The following is a 13,525-nucleotide window of genomic DNA, read 5'->3' on the forward strand; positions in this document are numbered from 1 at the left end:
CATTCGCCCGCCGCAGGCGCACGGGAAAGCTGCGACGCCGCCAGGCGTCTCAATTGTCATCCTCGGGCGCGACCCGAGGATCGCCTGACCATGACGGCACCGTCAGATCCAGTCGGCGATCTGCGCCGCCGCGTCCTCCGCCGACAGCTCCGTCACGTCGAGCTCCAGCGTCCGGTCGCCGCCCTCGCGGATCAGTGGGCGCCGCGCCGTGATGCCAGGATAGAGAGCGGGGTCCCGCGGCTTGCGCTTGCCCGCCCGGCCCGGGCTCTGCAGGCGCCGCAGGTTCTCCTCCGCAGCACAGTCGAGCACCACGACCAGATACGGACAGCCCCGCCGCCGGGCGAGTGCCGCCCCGGTCGCCCACGCCGCCCGTCCATGCGCGGAATCCGCAAAATGCGCATCCGTCAGGACCACCGGCACCTCCGCCGGCAGGTCGAGCACGCGGCGATGGGCGATCTCCCGCACCTCCGCCACGGCCTCGTAGAAGGCGGGGGATTTCGCCTCGGTCAGCGCGAAGGCGAGGTTGTAGATCGTGTGATTGTCGAGCAGGCGCGCCCCGATCCGCTCGGCCAGCGCCGTCCCGATGGTGAGCTTGCCGGTCCCCGGGCGTCCATTGATGTGGACGATCACTTCGTCCCGAACATCCGGTCGCCCGCATCGCCGAGGCCGGGCAGGATGTAGCCCTTCTCGTTCAGCCGCTCGTCGAGTGCCGCAGTCACGATCCGCACGTCCGGGTGCCGTTCCTTCATGCAGGCCACGCCCTCGGGTGCCGCGAGCAGGCAGAGGAAGCGGATGTCCTTCGCCCCCGACTGCTTCAGCAGATCCACCGCCGCGGCCGACGAGTTGCCTGTCGCCAGCATCGGGTCCACCGCAATGACCACGCGGCTGTCGAGCTCGGCGGGCACCTTGTAGTAGTACTGCACCGGCTTCAGCGTCTCCTCATCCCGGTAGAGGCCGACGAAGCCGACGCGGGCCGAGGGGATCAGGTCCATCACTCCGTCCAGCAGCCCGTTGCCCGCCCGCAGGATCGAGATCAGCGCGAGCTTCTTGCCCTTCAGCGTCGGCGCCTCCATCTCGGTCAGCGGCGTGTCGATCTGGGTCGTGGTCATCGGCAGGTCGCGCGTGACCTCATAGGCGAGCAGGTGGCTGATCTCCCGCAGAAGCTGGCGGAACACGGCGGTGGAGGTCCCCTTCTCCCGCATCAGGGTCAGCTTGTGCTGCACCAGCGGGTGATCGACGACGGTCAGGTGCTGGGTCATACGGTGGCCTCCTCGAAGCGGGTCATCAGGCGCGCCCGGGTCGCCGCATCGCAGAAGGCGGCGTTGAGCGCGACGCGGTTGATGGCATCGAATTCCGCGCGCGTCCAGCCGAAGACCCGGGCGAGATCGGCATATTCCTTGCGCATCGACGTATGGAAATAGGGCGGATCGTCAGTGGAGACGGTGACGGGCACGCCCGAGCGAAACAGCCGGTCGATCGGGTGGTCGTCGAGGCTCGCGTACACGCCGAGCATGACGTTGGAGCCCGGATTGACTTCCAGCACGATCCCCTCCGCCGCGATCCGGTCGACGAGGGCGGGATCCTCGATCGCCCGCACCCCGTGGCCGAGGCGCGTGGGGCGCAGGTGGTCGAGGCTTTCGCGCACGCTCTCGGGCCCACCGAACTCGCCGGCATGGGTGGTGATGCCCAGCCCCGCCTCCCGCGCGATGTCGAAGGCTGGAGCGAACTCGGCAGCCGAGAACAGCGCCTCGTTCCCGCCCATGCCCCAGCCGGTGAGGCGCGGCGTCAGGTGGGCGACGGTCGCCTCCGCCGTTTCCCGCGCCATGTCGGCGCCCAGATGCCGGACGGCGGTGGAGATGAAGCGGCATTCGACCTCCGGCACCGCATCCGCCCCCGCCTCCATCGCGTCGAGATAGGCGGGCCAGTCGGCGAGCGACGTGCCGGTGAGCGTCGGGGCAAGGAACAGCTCGGTATAGATCACCCCTTCGGATTTCGAGTGACGCAGCACCGCCTCCACCAGCCGGCGGTAGTCGTCCGGGGTCTGGAGGACGGTAGAGACCGCCTCGTAGGTCTGCAGGAAGTGCGGGAAGTCGGTATAGACATACATCCCGTCCTCGATGACCGCGGAGAGATCCACCCCCTTCTCCGCCGCGAGGCCCGCCATGAACTCCGGCGGGGCGGCGCCCTCCAGGTGCAAGTGAAGTTCGGTCTTGGGCAGGTCCGCGACGGGGATGTCTGTCAAATCAGGCTCTTTCCATGGTTGCCGGGTGCGAGGCCCAGATGCGCGGCCACCGTCTCACCGACATCGGCGAAGCCGTGCAGGCCCAGTTCGCGCGCGCCGAGCCCCGCCATCAGCACCGGCACCCGCTCCCGCGTATGGTCGGTGCCGCGCCAGGTCGGGTCGTTGCCGTGATCGGCGGTGAAGATCATCAGGTCGCCGTCGCGAAGTCCTGCCAGCAGCTCCGGCACGCGGGCGTCGAATGCCTCCAGCGCGCTTGCATAGCCGGACACGTCGCGGCGGTGGCCGTACTTCGAGTCGAACTCGACATAGTTCGCAAAGACGAAATCGCCGTTCCGCGCTTCGGCGAGCAGCCGCACGGTATGGTCCACGAGGCCCATATCGTCCTTCGCCTTGTGCAGCTCCGTGATCCCGCGATGGGCGAAGATGTCGCCAATCTTGCCGACAGCCAGCGTGCGCCCGCCGCCCGCCACCACCCGGTCGCAGATCGTGGGTTCCGGCGGCGCGATGGCGTAGTCGCGGCGGTTCGACGTGCGCTCGAACGCGCCTTCGGTGCCGATGAAGGGCCGGGCGATGACGCGGCCGACCTTCATCGGGTGGACCAGTTCGGCCGCGATCTCGCAGACCTCGTAGAGCCGGTCTAGGCCGAACGCCTCCTCATGCGCGGCGATCTGGAAGACGCTGTCGGCGGAGGTGTAACAGATCGGCTTGCCGGAGCGGACATGCTCCGCCCCCAGCTCCTCGATGATCGGAACGCCGGAGGCGTGCTGGTCGCCGAGGATGCCGGGCAGACCGGAGCGGGCGATGAGCGCGTCTGTGACCTCAGTCGGGAAGGCCGGGATCGTCGTCGGGAAGTAATGCCAGTCCCACGGCACCGGCACGCCCGCCAGCTCCCAATGGCCCGAGGGCGTGTCCTTGCCCTGGCTCACCTCGGTCGCCGCCCCCCACGCGCCGGTGGGCGCGGTGCCGAGACCGGGCGCATCGAGGCCCGAGGCCAGCTTGACCGCCGCCCCCAACCCCAGCGCATCGAGATTGGGCATGTGCAGCAGGCCGGAACGCCCCTCCTCCGCCCGCCCCTCGGCGCAGGCGACGGCGATATGGCCCAGCGTGTTGGAGCCCTCGTCCCCGAACTGCGCCGCGTCGGGCGCGCCGCCGCAGCCCACTGAGTCGAGCACCAGGAGGAAGGCACGCGGCATCAGCCGATCCGCCCTTTTTCCAGCGGCAGCTCGCGGGGCGCGTCGTCGCTGATCCTGTAGGCCGCGCGCAGCCGCGCCTCGGCCCGGTCGGCGGCGTCCTCGCTCGCGGCATGGATCCGCGCGATGGGCTGGTCCTCGTCCACCCGCATCCCCCGGCCCGCGAGCATGTCGAGGCCCACGGCGTAGTCGATCGGATCGGCGGCGCGCACCCGCCCGCCGCCGAGTTCCACCACGGTCAGGCCCAGGCCCTTCGTGTCGATGCGGCTGACGAAACCGGGCGTCGCCGGCGCGATCTCCCGCACCACCGATGCCGAGGCCAGGTGCCGCTCGTAATTCTCCATGAAATCCGCAGGGCCGCCGAGTTCGCTTACCATCCGCGCGAACCGCTCCGCCGCCTGCCCGCTCTCGAAGGCGGCGCGCATCTTCGCCTCACCGTCGCCCGCGTCCTTCGCCAGCCCCGCGAGGAACAATGCCTGCCCGCCGAGCGCGACGGTCACGTCCCACAGGCGGCTGTCCACCTCCTCCATCTTCAGGAAGCGGACGGCGTTGATGACCTCCAGCGCGTTGCCCGCGGCGGTCGCCAGCGGCTCGTTCATGTCGGTGATGATGGCCGACGTCTTGCAGCCCGCGCCGTTCGCGACCTCCACGAGAGAGCGCGCCAGCGCATCCGCATCCTCCGCCGTCGCCATGAAGGCCCCCGTGCCGACCTTCACGTCGAGGACCAGCGCATCGAGGCCTGCGGCGAGCTTCTTCGACAGGATCGAGGAGGTGATGAGGTCGATGCTCTCCACCGTCCCCGTCACGTCGCGGATGCCGTAGAGCCGCTTGTCCGCCGGCGCGATGTCCGGCGTCTGACCGATGATGGCGCAGCCGACCTTCTGCGTGACCCGCCGCAGCTCATCGAGATCGGGCTGCGTGCGGTAGCCGGGGATCGCGTCGAACTTGTCGAGCGTCCCGCCCGTATGCCCCAGCCCGCGGCCGGAGATCATCGGGACGTAGGCCCCACAGGCCGCCAGCGCGGGCGCGAGCATGAGGGACACGTTGTCCCCCACCCCGCCCGTCGAATGCTTGTCGATCACCGGGCCGTCGAGGTCCCAGCCGACCACCGTGCCGCTGTCCCGCATCGCCTGTGTGAGCGCCACCCGCTCGTCCATCGCCATGCCGTTGAGCAGGATCGCCATGGCCATGGCGCCCACCTGCCCCTCGGTGATGCTCTCGTCATGGAGCCCTTCGATGAAGAAGCGGATCTCTTCCTCGCTCAGCCGGTCGCCGTCGCGTTTCTTGGCGATGACCTCCTGCGGCAGCATCAGTAGCCCTCCGCCGCGCGGGGTGCGTCGGCTCCGTCGAGCGTCGCGATCAGCGCGTCGAGCACGCCGGACGCCCCGATGCGGAAGGTGGCGGGCGTCGCCCAACCCTCCCCCATGATCTCGTCGCAGAGCGCCAGATACGCCGCCGCGTCCTCCGTCGTCTTCACCCCGCCCGCGGGTTTGAAGCCGACCTCCTCGTCGCTCGCCTTGATCGCTTCCAGCATGATGCGGGCCGATTGCAGCGTCGCGTTGATCGGCACCTTGCCGGTGGAGGTCTTGATGAAGTGCGCCCCGCCCGCGATCGCCTGTTCGGAGGCGCTGCGGATCAGCTCCGGCGAGCCCAGCATCCCGGTCTCCAGGATCGCTTTGACCTGCGCGCCCTCGGCCTCCTTCCGCACGCGGCGGACGATGGCGGCGACCTCCTGCGGGTGACCTTCGAGGAGCTTGGGGTACGGCGTGACCACGTCGATCTCGTCCGCGCCGTCGTCCACCGCCTGCTCCGCCATCTCCATCACGTCGTCGGCCTCCTCCATGCCGGAGGGGAAGTTGACGACCGTGGCGATGCGGATGCCGGTGCCCGCGAGCCGCCGCTTCGCCGCCGCCACGAATTGCGGCCAGATGCAGATGGCGGCCGTCGGGCCGTGCTTCGTCTGGGCGCGGTCGCAGAGGGCGAGAACGTCCTCCTCGGTGCAGTCCTCGTTGAGGTTGGTCAGGTCGAGGCAGGCGAGCGCGCGCGCCGCTGCATCCTTAAGATCGCTCATGCGAAGCTCCGTACATAGGCGCGGACCAGGCGGATGAAGCCCGCACGCGCCTTCGCCGATTCCTCCAGGGTCTCGGCATGGGAATTGTTGATGTCGGTCATGCCCGCCCCGAAATTCGTGATGCAGGAGATCGCGGCAACCTCCAGCCCGATCCGGCGAGCGAGGATCGTCTCGGGCACCGTCGACATGCCGACCGCATCCGCGCCCAACGTGCGGATCATGCGGATCTCGGCCGGCGTCTCGAAGCTGGGGCCGGAGAACCACGCATAGACCCCATCGTGAAGGGTGATCTCCTCGGCCCGCGCGGCGGCATGCAGCCGGTCGCGCAGGGCGGGCGCATAGGCGTTGACCATGCCCACGAAGCGCTCATCCCCGGTATCGCCGATCAGCGGGTTGAGGCCCGAGAAATTGATGTGGTCGGACAGCGCCATCAGGGAGCCCGGCGGCATCTCCTCCCGCGTCGACCCGGCGGAGTTGGTCAGCAGCACCGAGGCCGCCCCGATCCCCTTCAAGAGTTCGAGCGCAGGCCGCATCGCCGCCGCGTGGCCTTGCTCGTAGTAATGCACCCGGCCCGACAGGATCGCGCAGCGCACCCCTTCCAGTTGACCCACGACCAGCGCGCCCGCGTGGCCCGAGACGCCGGATTGCGGCATCCCCTCGATCTCGTCGAAGGAGATCCGCTGCGCCTCCTCCATCTCGTCCGCCATCGCCCCGAGGCCGGAGCCCAGGATCATGCCGAGCGCCACCGGCGCCTCACCGATGCGCGCGCGAACCGCGTCGAGGTTCATTCCAGATGCTCCGTCGTGAAGGTGCCGGGCAGAAGGTCGCCCACTTTCATCCGCGTCTTCTCCCCCTCCGGCCCGGCGAGGATCACGGCCACGTCGGGCTTTGCGAACTCCACCAGCTTCTGCCGGCAGCCGCCGCACGGCGTGATCGGCACCGGGCTGTCGGCGATCACCAGAACCTCCGTAACCTCTCGGACGCCCGCCGCGCACATCGCCGCGATCGCGCCCGCCTCGGCGCAGGTGCCCTCGGGATAAGCCACGTTCTCCACATTGCAGCCGGCGAAGATGCCCGCGGGCGTGCGGATCGCCGCGCCCACCTTGAAGTTGGAATAGGGGGCGTAGGCGTTCTCCCGCGCCGCCTTCGCCGCCTCGAACAGGTCTTGCATCAGCGTTCTTTCACGTAAGGTACGCCGCCCGCCTTCGGCGCGCGCGCCTGACCGATGAACCCGGCCAGAAGGATCACGACGAGCAGATAGGGCAGCGCCTGCACCAGTTGTACCGGGATCTCGAAACCGCCGATCTCCTGCCCCTGCAACCGGCTCTCCGACGCTTCGAGGAAGGCGAAGAGCAGGCAGGCGAACATCGCCTGCACCGGCCGCCACTTGGCGAAGATGAGTGCTGCCAGCGCGATGAAGCCGCGCCCCGCGCTCATGTTCGGGATGAAGCCGGAGTTGAGCGCCATGCTGAGCGTCGCGCCCGCCAACCCGCACAGCAGCCCGCAGCACAGCACCGCGCGGTAACGCAGGCTCGTCACCGAAATCCCCGCTGTGTCCACCGCCGCCGGGTTCTCCCCTACGGCCCGCAAGCGCATCCCGAACCGTGTACGGAACAGCACCCACCAGGTGAACGGCACGGCCGCAAAGGCGAGATAGACGAAGATCGACTGGTCGAAGAAGAGGTTGTGCACCGCCCATCCCGGAAAGCCCAGATCCTCCATCCAGACGAAGAACCAGCGGTCGCCCCCCTGGAGCCGCGCCTCCGGCGGCAGTTGCGGCGTCCGCCCGCCCATCGAGAACATCGCGTTCCCGATCACCGCCGACAGCCCCGCAGCGAGGAAGTTGATTGCCACCCCCGACACAATCTGGTTGCCGCGGAAGGTGATGCAGGCGACCCCATGGATCAGCGCGAATGCCATCGATGCCGTCACCGCGAGCACCAGTGCGAGCAGCGCGCTCCCGGTCTGGACACCCGCCGCCGCGCCCACGAAGGCCGCGATCAGGATCTTGCCCTCGAGCCCGATGTCGAACACACCCGACCGCTCCGAATAGAGCCCGGCTAGACAGGCGAGCAGCAGCGGCGTCGCCAGCCGCAGCGTGGAATCGAGGTTCGCGATACCGATCAGATCAAGCATGCGCCCGCTCCCGCATCGAGAAGGCCCGCGCCACCCAGGGCCGGAACATGAACTCCATGGCACCCGCGAACAGGATCACGAGGCCCTGGATCACCACCACCATGTCGCGCGTGATCGTGGGCATCTCGAAGGCAAGCTCCGCCCCGCCCTGATAGAGAATGCCGAAGAGCAGCGCCGCGAACACGATCCACAAGGGATGCGACCGCCCCATCAGCGCGACCGCAATCCCGACGAAGCCCGCCTGCTGCGGAATGTCGAGGAAGACCCGCGTCTGGTCCCCCATCACCGGGTTGAGCGCCATCATCCCGGCCAGCCCGCCCGAGATCGCCATGGTCAGCACCACCGTCCGCGTGACCGAGATCCCGGCATAGCGCGCCGCCGTGGGGTTCGCGCCGTAGACCCTCACCTCGTACCCGAACTTCGTGCGCCAGATCAGGATATAGACGAACACACAGGCGATCAGCGCGATGACGAAGGAAAGGTTCGCCGGGCTCGTCCCGATGCCCGGAAAGACCCTCTCCAACCAGGTGAGCTTCGGCATCCACGCCGTCTGCTCGAAGGTCCGCGATTGCACCGAGGCATTGCCCGGCACCCGCAGGAAGTTGTTGATGACATAGTTCATCAGCGAATAGCTGAGAAAATTGAACATGATGGTGGTAATCACCACATGCGCGCCGCGCTTAGCGAAGAGATATCCCGGGATCGCCGCCCAGATCGCCCCGAAGAGCGCACCCATCGCGATCGCGAACGGCAGGATCCCCCACCACGGCAGGTACTGGTCGAGCCCCAGGCACGCGAGCCCGACCCCGAGACCGCCGAGGTAAGCCTGCCCCTCACCCCCGATATTGAACTGCGAAGCATGAAAGGCCACCGCGACGGCCAGCCCTGTGAAGATGAAGTTGGTCGTGTAGAACAGCGTGTACCCCACGCCGTTCCCGTAGCCGAACGCCCCGAACAGGATATGCCCCACCGCCTCCACCGGGTTCTCCCCGATGGCCAGCACCACGAGCCCCGCAACGAGGAAGGCGGTCAGCAGGTTGAGCAGCGGCAGCAGCCCGAAATCGACCCAGCCGGGCAGTTCCTTGTTCATTGCTTCATATCCTGGATTTTGCTGCGAAGCCGCTCCCCAACGGTGCTCCTGTGCAGAACATCGTTGTAAATGATCTTGGCGACCTCCAAAGCCTTGCGCTGCTCACGCGCCGATAGACCGCTGGCGGGAGATGCGTTGGGACGCTTATTGTTCTCGAAAAGATGGCAGCCTGCAGGTGTGCTTACGAGACTATCAGTTACAAATTGCTCAATTTCAAGCATATGACCCTTAGAAAAGGCCATCGAAGTTTCAAAGTAAATTGCAACGGGTGATTTCGCATTACACATACGAACCTTTACATCACTCCCCTTGAGAGAGTGACTTAGGCTTCTGTGGGTATCAAGCCTCTTGAGCAGCTCACCCTTACCAATGTGAAAGAAATCATATCCACTCTTAAGAGCATAAAAAGCGCAAGGGCGCAGCCCTGACCCAACTCGCACCGCGCACTTCAGTGATTGACGAACTAAATCAATCTCCCCGTCAAGAACAATAAAATATACATCACTACATTCCTGCAAATGGCGTGTGTTGACTTGGGCGCCGGCCAGACTCGATACATCAAAGTTGAACAGAGCCCCCGCCTTCATCTGTCCGGAAATATCCCCGCCGGAGGCGGCTCGACGCCCGCCGCTCACGCCGCCTTCTCCCCTTCGCGCACACCGGACATCAGGAGGCCGATCTCGCGCTCCGTGGCGTCCGTGCCGACCTCGCCCATGATCTCGCCGGCGAACATCACGAGGATGCGGTCCGAGAGCGCCCGGATCTCGTCGAGCTCGACCGAGACGAGCAGGATCGCCTTGCCCGCGTCGCGCAGCTCGATGAGGCGGCGGTGGATCGCCTCGATGGCGCCGACGTCCACGCCGCGGGTCGGCTGGCCGACGATCAGGACGTCGGGGTCCTGCTCGATCTCGCGCGCCAGCACGATCTTCTGCTGGTTGCCGCCGGAGAAGTTGGCCGCCTTCAGGTTCGGATCCGGCGGGCGGACGTCGAAGGCTTCCATGTTCTTCTGGCAGGTATCGAGCACCGAGCCGCGGTCGAGCATCAGCCCCTCGCCGAACTCCTGGTTCCGCTGGTAACCGAGGATCGTGTTCTCCCGCGCGGTGAACTTGGTGACGAGGCCCATGCGGTGCCGGTCCTCCGGCACGTGGCCGAGGCCGTTGCGCGGGCGCCAGGCGCTGTCATTGCCGACCACACCCACCAGTTCCACCTCACCGGCGGAGATGGGGCCGATCCCGGCGATCGCTTCCAGAAGCTCCGACTGGCCGTTGCCGGAGACGCCGGCGATGCCCACGATCTCGCCCGCGCGGACCTGGAAATTCGCGTCCTTCACCCGGCGCACGCCGATCTCGTCGACGACCTCCAGCCCGCGGACGTCGAGCTTCACATCGCCGGGTGTCGCGGGCGCCTTGTCGACGCGCAGCAGGACGCGGCGACCGACCATCAGCTCGGCCAGTTCCTCGACGCTGGTCTCCGCCGTCCGGCGGCTTGCGACCATCTCGCCCTGCCGCATGACGCTGACCGCATCGGTCGCCGCCATGATCTCGCGCAGCTTGTGGGTGATGAGCAGCACCGTCTTTCCCTGCGCGCGGAGCTGCCCGAGGATGCGGAAAAGGTGATCGGCCTCGTCCGGCGTCAGCACGCCCGTGGGCTCGTCGAGGATCAGGATCTCCGCCCCGCGGTAGAGCGCCTTGAGGATCTCCACCCGCTGCTGCAGGCCGACCGGCAGGTCGCCGACGATCGCATCGGGATCGACGTTGAGCTCGTATTCCCGCTCCAGCCGCTCCAGCTCTGCCCGGGCCTGCGCACGACCCCGCTTCAGCAAGGAGCCGCCTTCCGCGCCGAGCATCACGTTCTCCAGTACCGTGAACGGCTCGACCAGCATGAAGTGCTGGTGGACCATGCCGATGCCCAGCGAGATCGCCGCGTCGCTGTCTGGGATCTGCACCTGGTTGCCGTCCACCGCGATCGTCCCGCGATCGGCCTGATAGAAGCCGTAGAGGATCGACATCAGCGTCGACTTGCCCGCCCCGTTCTCCCCGATGATGCCGTGGATCGTGCCCTTCTCGACGACGAGGTCGATGTCGCGGTTGGCGTGGACCGAGCCGAAGCTCTTGGAGATGCCCTTCAGCTCGATGGCGGGTGCGCTCATGCGGCAGGCTCCTTGATGCGGGCGACAAGCTCGACGGTATTGCCTTCGGGGTCCTGCGTGAAGACCCCGCGCCAGCCGATCCAGTCGAACTCCTCGATCCGGTGGGGCTGGCCGGTCTCCGCATACCAGGCGATGGCCTTCTCCTGCTCGGCCGGGGTCACACCCAGCGCGAGATGGTGCAGGGAGGAGGATCCGCCAGTCTGCGGCACGCCCTCGGGATGCAGGGCCGGCCGTGTTCCGGCGCCGGGGCCAAACAACGCCAGCACCTGCGTATGGCCCGCGACACCGGGCCCGAGGTCGAAGAAGACGATGCCGCCGGCCCGCTCGGCCAGCCGCGTCAGGCCCAGCACGTCGGCGTAGAACGCCTCCATCGCGTCCAGATCGGCGCAACGGATCGCAATCTCGCCGAGCCCGCCCACGGTAAAGGGCGGGCGCTGTCCCTGAAGTTCAGCGGTCATAGTCGAGTTTTTGACCAGATGGTCCAGACTCGCAAGCGCTAATGCGCGATCAGTACGGGCAGTCCGACGTCGCCATGTAGTCGTGAACCTCCAGATCGCCGGAGATGATCTGGTAGGAGATCTCCTCCACGAGGCCCACCATGGTGCGATCCACGAGGAACTGGTTGTTCTCGTCCACCGCATAGCCGACGCCGCGATCCTCAAGGCCCAGCGACTGGATGCCGTAGGTGTATTCGCCCACCGCGTGGTCCTTCAGCGCGAAGTAGACGGCGTAGTCGACCTGCTTGAGCATGGAGGTCAGCACCGAGCCCGGCTCCAGCCCGTTCTGGTTCATGTCGACGCCGATGCCGAGGATGCCCGCATCCGCCACGGCGTCGAGCACGCCGACGCCGGTGCCGCCAGAGGCGTGGTAGATCACGTCGGCACCCTGGGCGATCTGCCCCTCGGCCAGCTCCTCGCCCCGCTCGGGGTCGTTGAAGGCGGCGGGCGTGGTGCCCGTCATCTCCACCAGCACCGTCGCGTCCGGGTTCACCGCCTTCACGCCGCCGACATAGCCGCAGGCGAACTTGCGGATCACGGGGATATCCATGCCGCCGACGAAGCCGACGGTATCGGACTCGGAGGCCATGGCCGCCATCGCGCCCATCAGGTAGCTGCCCTCATGCTCGCGGAACACGACGGAGCGCACGTTGGGCTGGTCCACCACCATGTCCACGATCGCGAAGTCGGTCTCAGGGAACTCGGCCGCGACCTGGTTCACCGCCTCACCGTAGAGAAAGCCGATGGCGACGATGGGCTCGTAGCCCTGCCGCGCGTAGTCCCGCATCAGCTCGACCCGGTCCGCACCGTCCGGCAGCACGACCTCGGAATAGGTCCCGCCCTCGGTCATCCGGTAGAGTTCCGCCCCGTTCCACGCGCTCTCGTTGAAGGAGGCGTCCATCTTGTCACCGCCATCATAGAAGAGGACGGGACCCTGCTGGGCCAGGGCGGGCACGGAAACGGCAGCACTCAGGGCTGCAACGGCAGCGAAGCGAAACATGTCTGATTCTCCGGGAAGGGCGGTTTCGCCCGCGCCTATGCCCCGGATTGACGCTTGCGGCAACCTGCCCCGGCCCGCGCGACGCAAGGTCTCGCAAGGGCTGTTGCCGAAAAATGACCAGATGGTCAAAAAATTCAGAAGGGGCAGTCGCCGTCGGCGTAAGTGTCGTGCACCACGGTCTCGCCCGCGGCGATCGAACGGGCGGCCTCGTCGGCGGCGGTCTTGACCTCTTCGGTCACGAGGGCCGCATTGTTCTCGTCCATCGCGATGGACAGCCCCCCCTCCGCAATGCCGAGCGACAGGACACCGGCGGCCCATTTTTCCTGGTCGAAGGCCTCCTCGACCGCCACGTCCACCCGCTTCATCAACGAGGTGAGCACGTGGCCCGGGTGCAGGGCGTTCTGGTTGGAATCCGTGCCAATCCCCAGGATCCCCGCATCCGCCGCTGCCTGCAGCACGCCGATCCCGGTGCCGCCGGCCGCCTGCATGATGATGTCGGCGCCCTCGGCGATCTGGCCGCGCGCGATCTCCGCCCCCGCCACCGGATCGGCCCAGGCCGCGGGCGTGTCGCCGGTCATCGTGGCGAGCACCCGCGTCTCCTCCGAGACCGAGGCCGCGCCCTGACGATAGCCGCACTCGAAGCGGCGGATAAGCGGGATGTCCATGCCGCCGACGAAGCCGATCACGCCGCTCTCCGACGTCATCGCCGCCATCTTGCCGGTGATGAAGCTGCCCTCATGCTCGCGGAACACGACCGACTGCACGTTGGGCGCGTCGACCTCGATATCCACGATGGTGAAACGGGTGTCGGGGTAATCCTCCGCCACCTTGCGCAGCGCATCGGCGTGCAAAAAGCCGATGGCGACGACCGGGCTGTAGCCGCGCGAGGCGAAGAAGCGCAACGCCTGCTCGGACTCCGCGGGCCGCTCGATCTCGTACTCGCCGTAGCGCTCCCCGGTCGTGGCGGCCCAGCGTTCCGCGCCGCGCCATGCCGCCTCGTTGAACGAGGCGTCGAACTTGCCGCCGACGGAGTAGACGACCGCGGGCGTGGCCTCGGCCATCGTCGCCGTCATCAGGACCGCAATGCTCAGGAGCAGGTGTCGCATCGGGCCGGGTCTCCGCTTCAGGTCGGGCAAGGGGCGCACGCGGC

15 protein-coding genes are annotated in these 13,525 nt (G+C 67.5%); all 15 read right to left on the bottom strand.

Annotation, left to right across the window (positions count from 1 at the left end):
- Positions 1-102: 102 nt before the first annotated feature.
- Positions 103-630: a P-loop nucleotide/nucleoside kinase family protein gene (locus I0K15_RS05020; RefSeq protein ID WP_196104311.1), complete on the bottom strand. Its 528-nt coding sequence runs from the start codon at positions 628-630 to the stop codon at positions 103-105.
- Positions 627-1,259, bottom strand: a complete 633-nt coding sequence (gene upp / locus I0K15_RS05025; protein ID WP_196104312.1) for a uracil phosphoribosyltransferase — start codon at positions 1,257-1,259, stop codon at positions 627-629. The genes I0K15_RS05020 and upp overlap by 4 nt, the downstream gene beginning before the upstream one ends.
- Complete coding sequence (gene add, locus I0K15_RS05030) at positions 1,256-2,233, bottom strand: adenosine deaminase (RefSeq protein ID WP_196105373.1); 978 nt, start codon at positions 2,231-2,233, stop codon at positions 1,256-1,258. Before add ends, upp begins: the two co-directional genes overlap by 4 nt.
- A gap of 5 nt (positions 2,234-2,238) precedes the next feature.
- Positions 2,239-3,435 (bottom strand): phosphopentomutase, encoded by a 1,197-nt coding sequence (locus I0K15_RS05035; RefSeq protein WP_196104313.1) that lies wholly within the window; start codon positions 3,433-3,435, stop codon positions 2,239-2,241.
- A complete protein-coding gene (gene deoA, locus I0K15_RS05040; RefSeq protein WP_230374298.1) occupies positions 3,435-4,742 on the bottom strand; it encodes a thymidine phosphorylase in 1,308 nt (435 codons plus the stop codon). Before deoA ends, I0K15_RS05035 begins: the two co-directional genes overlap by 1 nt.
- Entirely contained in the window at positions 4,742-5,503 is a 762-nt protein-coding gene (gene deoC / locus I0K15_RS05045) for a deoxyribose-phosphate aldolase (RefSeq protein WP_196104314.1), read from the bottom strand. Before deoC ends, deoA begins: the two co-directional genes overlap by 1 nt.
- Positions 5,500-6,291, bottom strand: coding sequence for a purine-nucleoside phosphorylase (locus I0K15_RS05050; RefSeq protein ID WP_196104315.1), 792 nt, complete (start codon positions 6,289-6,291; stop codon positions 5,500-5,502). Before I0K15_RS05050 ends, deoC begins: the two co-directional genes overlap by 4 nt.
- Positions 6,288-6,674 carry a cytidine deaminase gene (locus tag I0K15_RS05055; protein ID WP_196104316.1) on the bottom strand — a complete coding sequence of 129 codons (387 nt, stop codon included), beginning with the start codon at positions 6,672-6,674 and terminating at the stop codon, positions 6,288-6,290. The genes I0K15_RS05050 and I0K15_RS05055 overlap by 4 nt, the downstream gene beginning before the upstream one ends.
- A complete protein-coding gene (locus I0K15_RS05060) occupies positions 6,674-7,639 on the bottom strand; it encodes an ABC transporter permease (RefSeq protein WP_196104317.1) in 966 nt (321 codons plus the stop codon). The genes I0K15_RS05055 and I0K15_RS05060 overlap by 1 nt, the downstream gene beginning before the upstream one ends.
- Positions 7,632-8,729, bottom strand: coding sequence for an ABC transporter permease (locus tag I0K15_RS05065; protein ID WP_196104318.1), 1,098 nt, complete (start codon positions 8,727-8,729; stop codon positions 7,632-7,634). Before I0K15_RS05065 ends, I0K15_RS05060 begins: the two co-directional genes overlap by 8 nt.
- Positions 8,726-9,364 carry a hypothetical protein gene (locus tag I0K15_RS05070; protein WP_196104319.1) on the bottom strand — a complete coding sequence of 213 codons (639 nt, stop codon included), beginning with the start codon at positions 9,362-9,364 and terminating at the stop codon, positions 8,726-8,728. The genes I0K15_RS05065 and I0K15_RS05070 overlap by 4 nt, the downstream gene beginning before the upstream one ends.
- Positions 9,361-10,878 (bottom strand): ABC transporter ATP-binding protein, encoded by a 1,518-nt coding sequence (locus I0K15_RS05075; RefSeq protein ID WP_196104320.1) that lies wholly within the window; start codon positions 10,876-10,878, stop codon positions 9,361-9,363. Before I0K15_RS05075 ends, I0K15_RS05070 begins: the two co-directional genes overlap by 4 nt.
- Positions 10,875-11,336: a VOC family protein gene (locus I0K15_RS05080; protein ID WP_196104321.1), complete on the bottom strand. Its 462-nt coding sequence runs from the start codon at positions 11,334-11,336 to the stop codon at positions 10,875-10,877. Before I0K15_RS05080 ends, I0K15_RS05075 begins: the two co-directional genes overlap by 4 nt.
- 49 nt (positions 11,337-11,385) lie before the next feature.
- Positions 11,386-12,375, bottom strand: a complete 990-nt coding sequence (locus I0K15_RS05085; RefSeq protein WP_196104322.1) for a BMP family lipoprotein — start codon at positions 12,373-12,375, stop codon at positions 11,386-11,388.
- 134 nt (positions 12,376-12,509) lie between these two features.
- Positions 12,510-13,481 (bottom strand): BMP family lipoprotein, encoded by a 972-nt coding sequence (locus I0K15_RS05090; RefSeq protein WP_196104323.1) that lies wholly within the window; start codon positions 13,479-13,481, stop codon positions 12,510-12,512.
- Positions 13,482-13,525 lie beyond the last annotated feature (44 nt).

This window comes from Pontivivens ytuae, assembly GCF_015679265.1.
In the GTDB taxonomy this organism is placed as follows: Bacteria; Pseudomonadota; Alphaproteobacteria; order Rhodobacterales; family Rhodobacteraceae; genus Pontivivens; species Pontivivens ytuae.

Excerpts from the sequence above, each read along its gene's own strand:
- upp (WP_196104312.1), bottom strand. The coding sequence starts at position 1,259 with ATGACCCAGCACCTGACCGTCGTCGATCACCCGCTGGTGCAGCACAAG.
- I0K15_RS05035 (WP_196104313.1), bottom strand. The coding sequence starts at position 3,435 with ATGCCGCGTGCCTTCCTCCTGGTGCTCGACTCAGTGGGCTGCGGCGGC.
- deoA (WP_230374298.1), bottom strand. The coding sequence starts at position 4,742 with ATGCTGCCGCAGGAGGTCATCGCCAAGAAACGCGACGGCGACCGGCTG.
- deoC (WP_196104314.1), bottom strand. The coding sequence starts at position 5,503 with ATGAGCGATCTTAAGGATGCAGCGGCGCGCGCGCTCGCCTGCCTCGAC.
- I0K15_RS05050 (WP_196104315.1), bottom strand. The coding sequence starts at position 6,291 with ATGAACCTCGACGCGGTTCGCGCGCGCATCGGTGAGGCGCCGGTGGCG.
- I0K15_RS05055 (WP_196104316.1), bottom strand. The coding sequence starts at position 6,674 with ATGCAAGACCTGTTCGAGGCGGCGAAGGCGGCGCGGGAGAACGCCTAC.
- I0K15_RS05060 (WP_196104317.1), bottom strand. The coding sequence starts at position 7,639 with ATGCTTGATCTGATCGGTATCGCGAACCTCGATTCCACGCTGCGGCTG.
- I0K15_RS05065 (WP_196104318.1), bottom strand. The coding sequence starts at position 8,729 with ATGAACAAGGAACTGCCCGGCTGGGTCGATTTCGGGCTGCTGCCGCTG.
- I0K15_RS05075 (WP_196104320.1), bottom strand. The coding sequence starts at position 10,878 with ATGAGCGCACCCGCCATCGAGCTGAAGGGCATCTCCAAGAGCTTCGGC.
- I0K15_RS05080 (WP_196104321.1), bottom strand. The coding sequence starts at position 11,336 with ATGACCGCTGAACTTCAGGGACAGCGCCCGCCCTTTACCGTGGGCGGG.
- I0K15_RS05085 (WP_196104322.1), bottom strand. The coding sequence starts at position 12,375 with ATGTTTCGCTTCGCTGCCGTTGCAGCCCTGAGTGCTGCCGTTTCCGTG.
- I0K15_RS05090 (WP_196104323.1), bottom strand. The coding sequence starts at position 13,481 with ATGCGACACCTGCTCCTGAGCATTGCGGTCCTGATGACGGCGACGATG.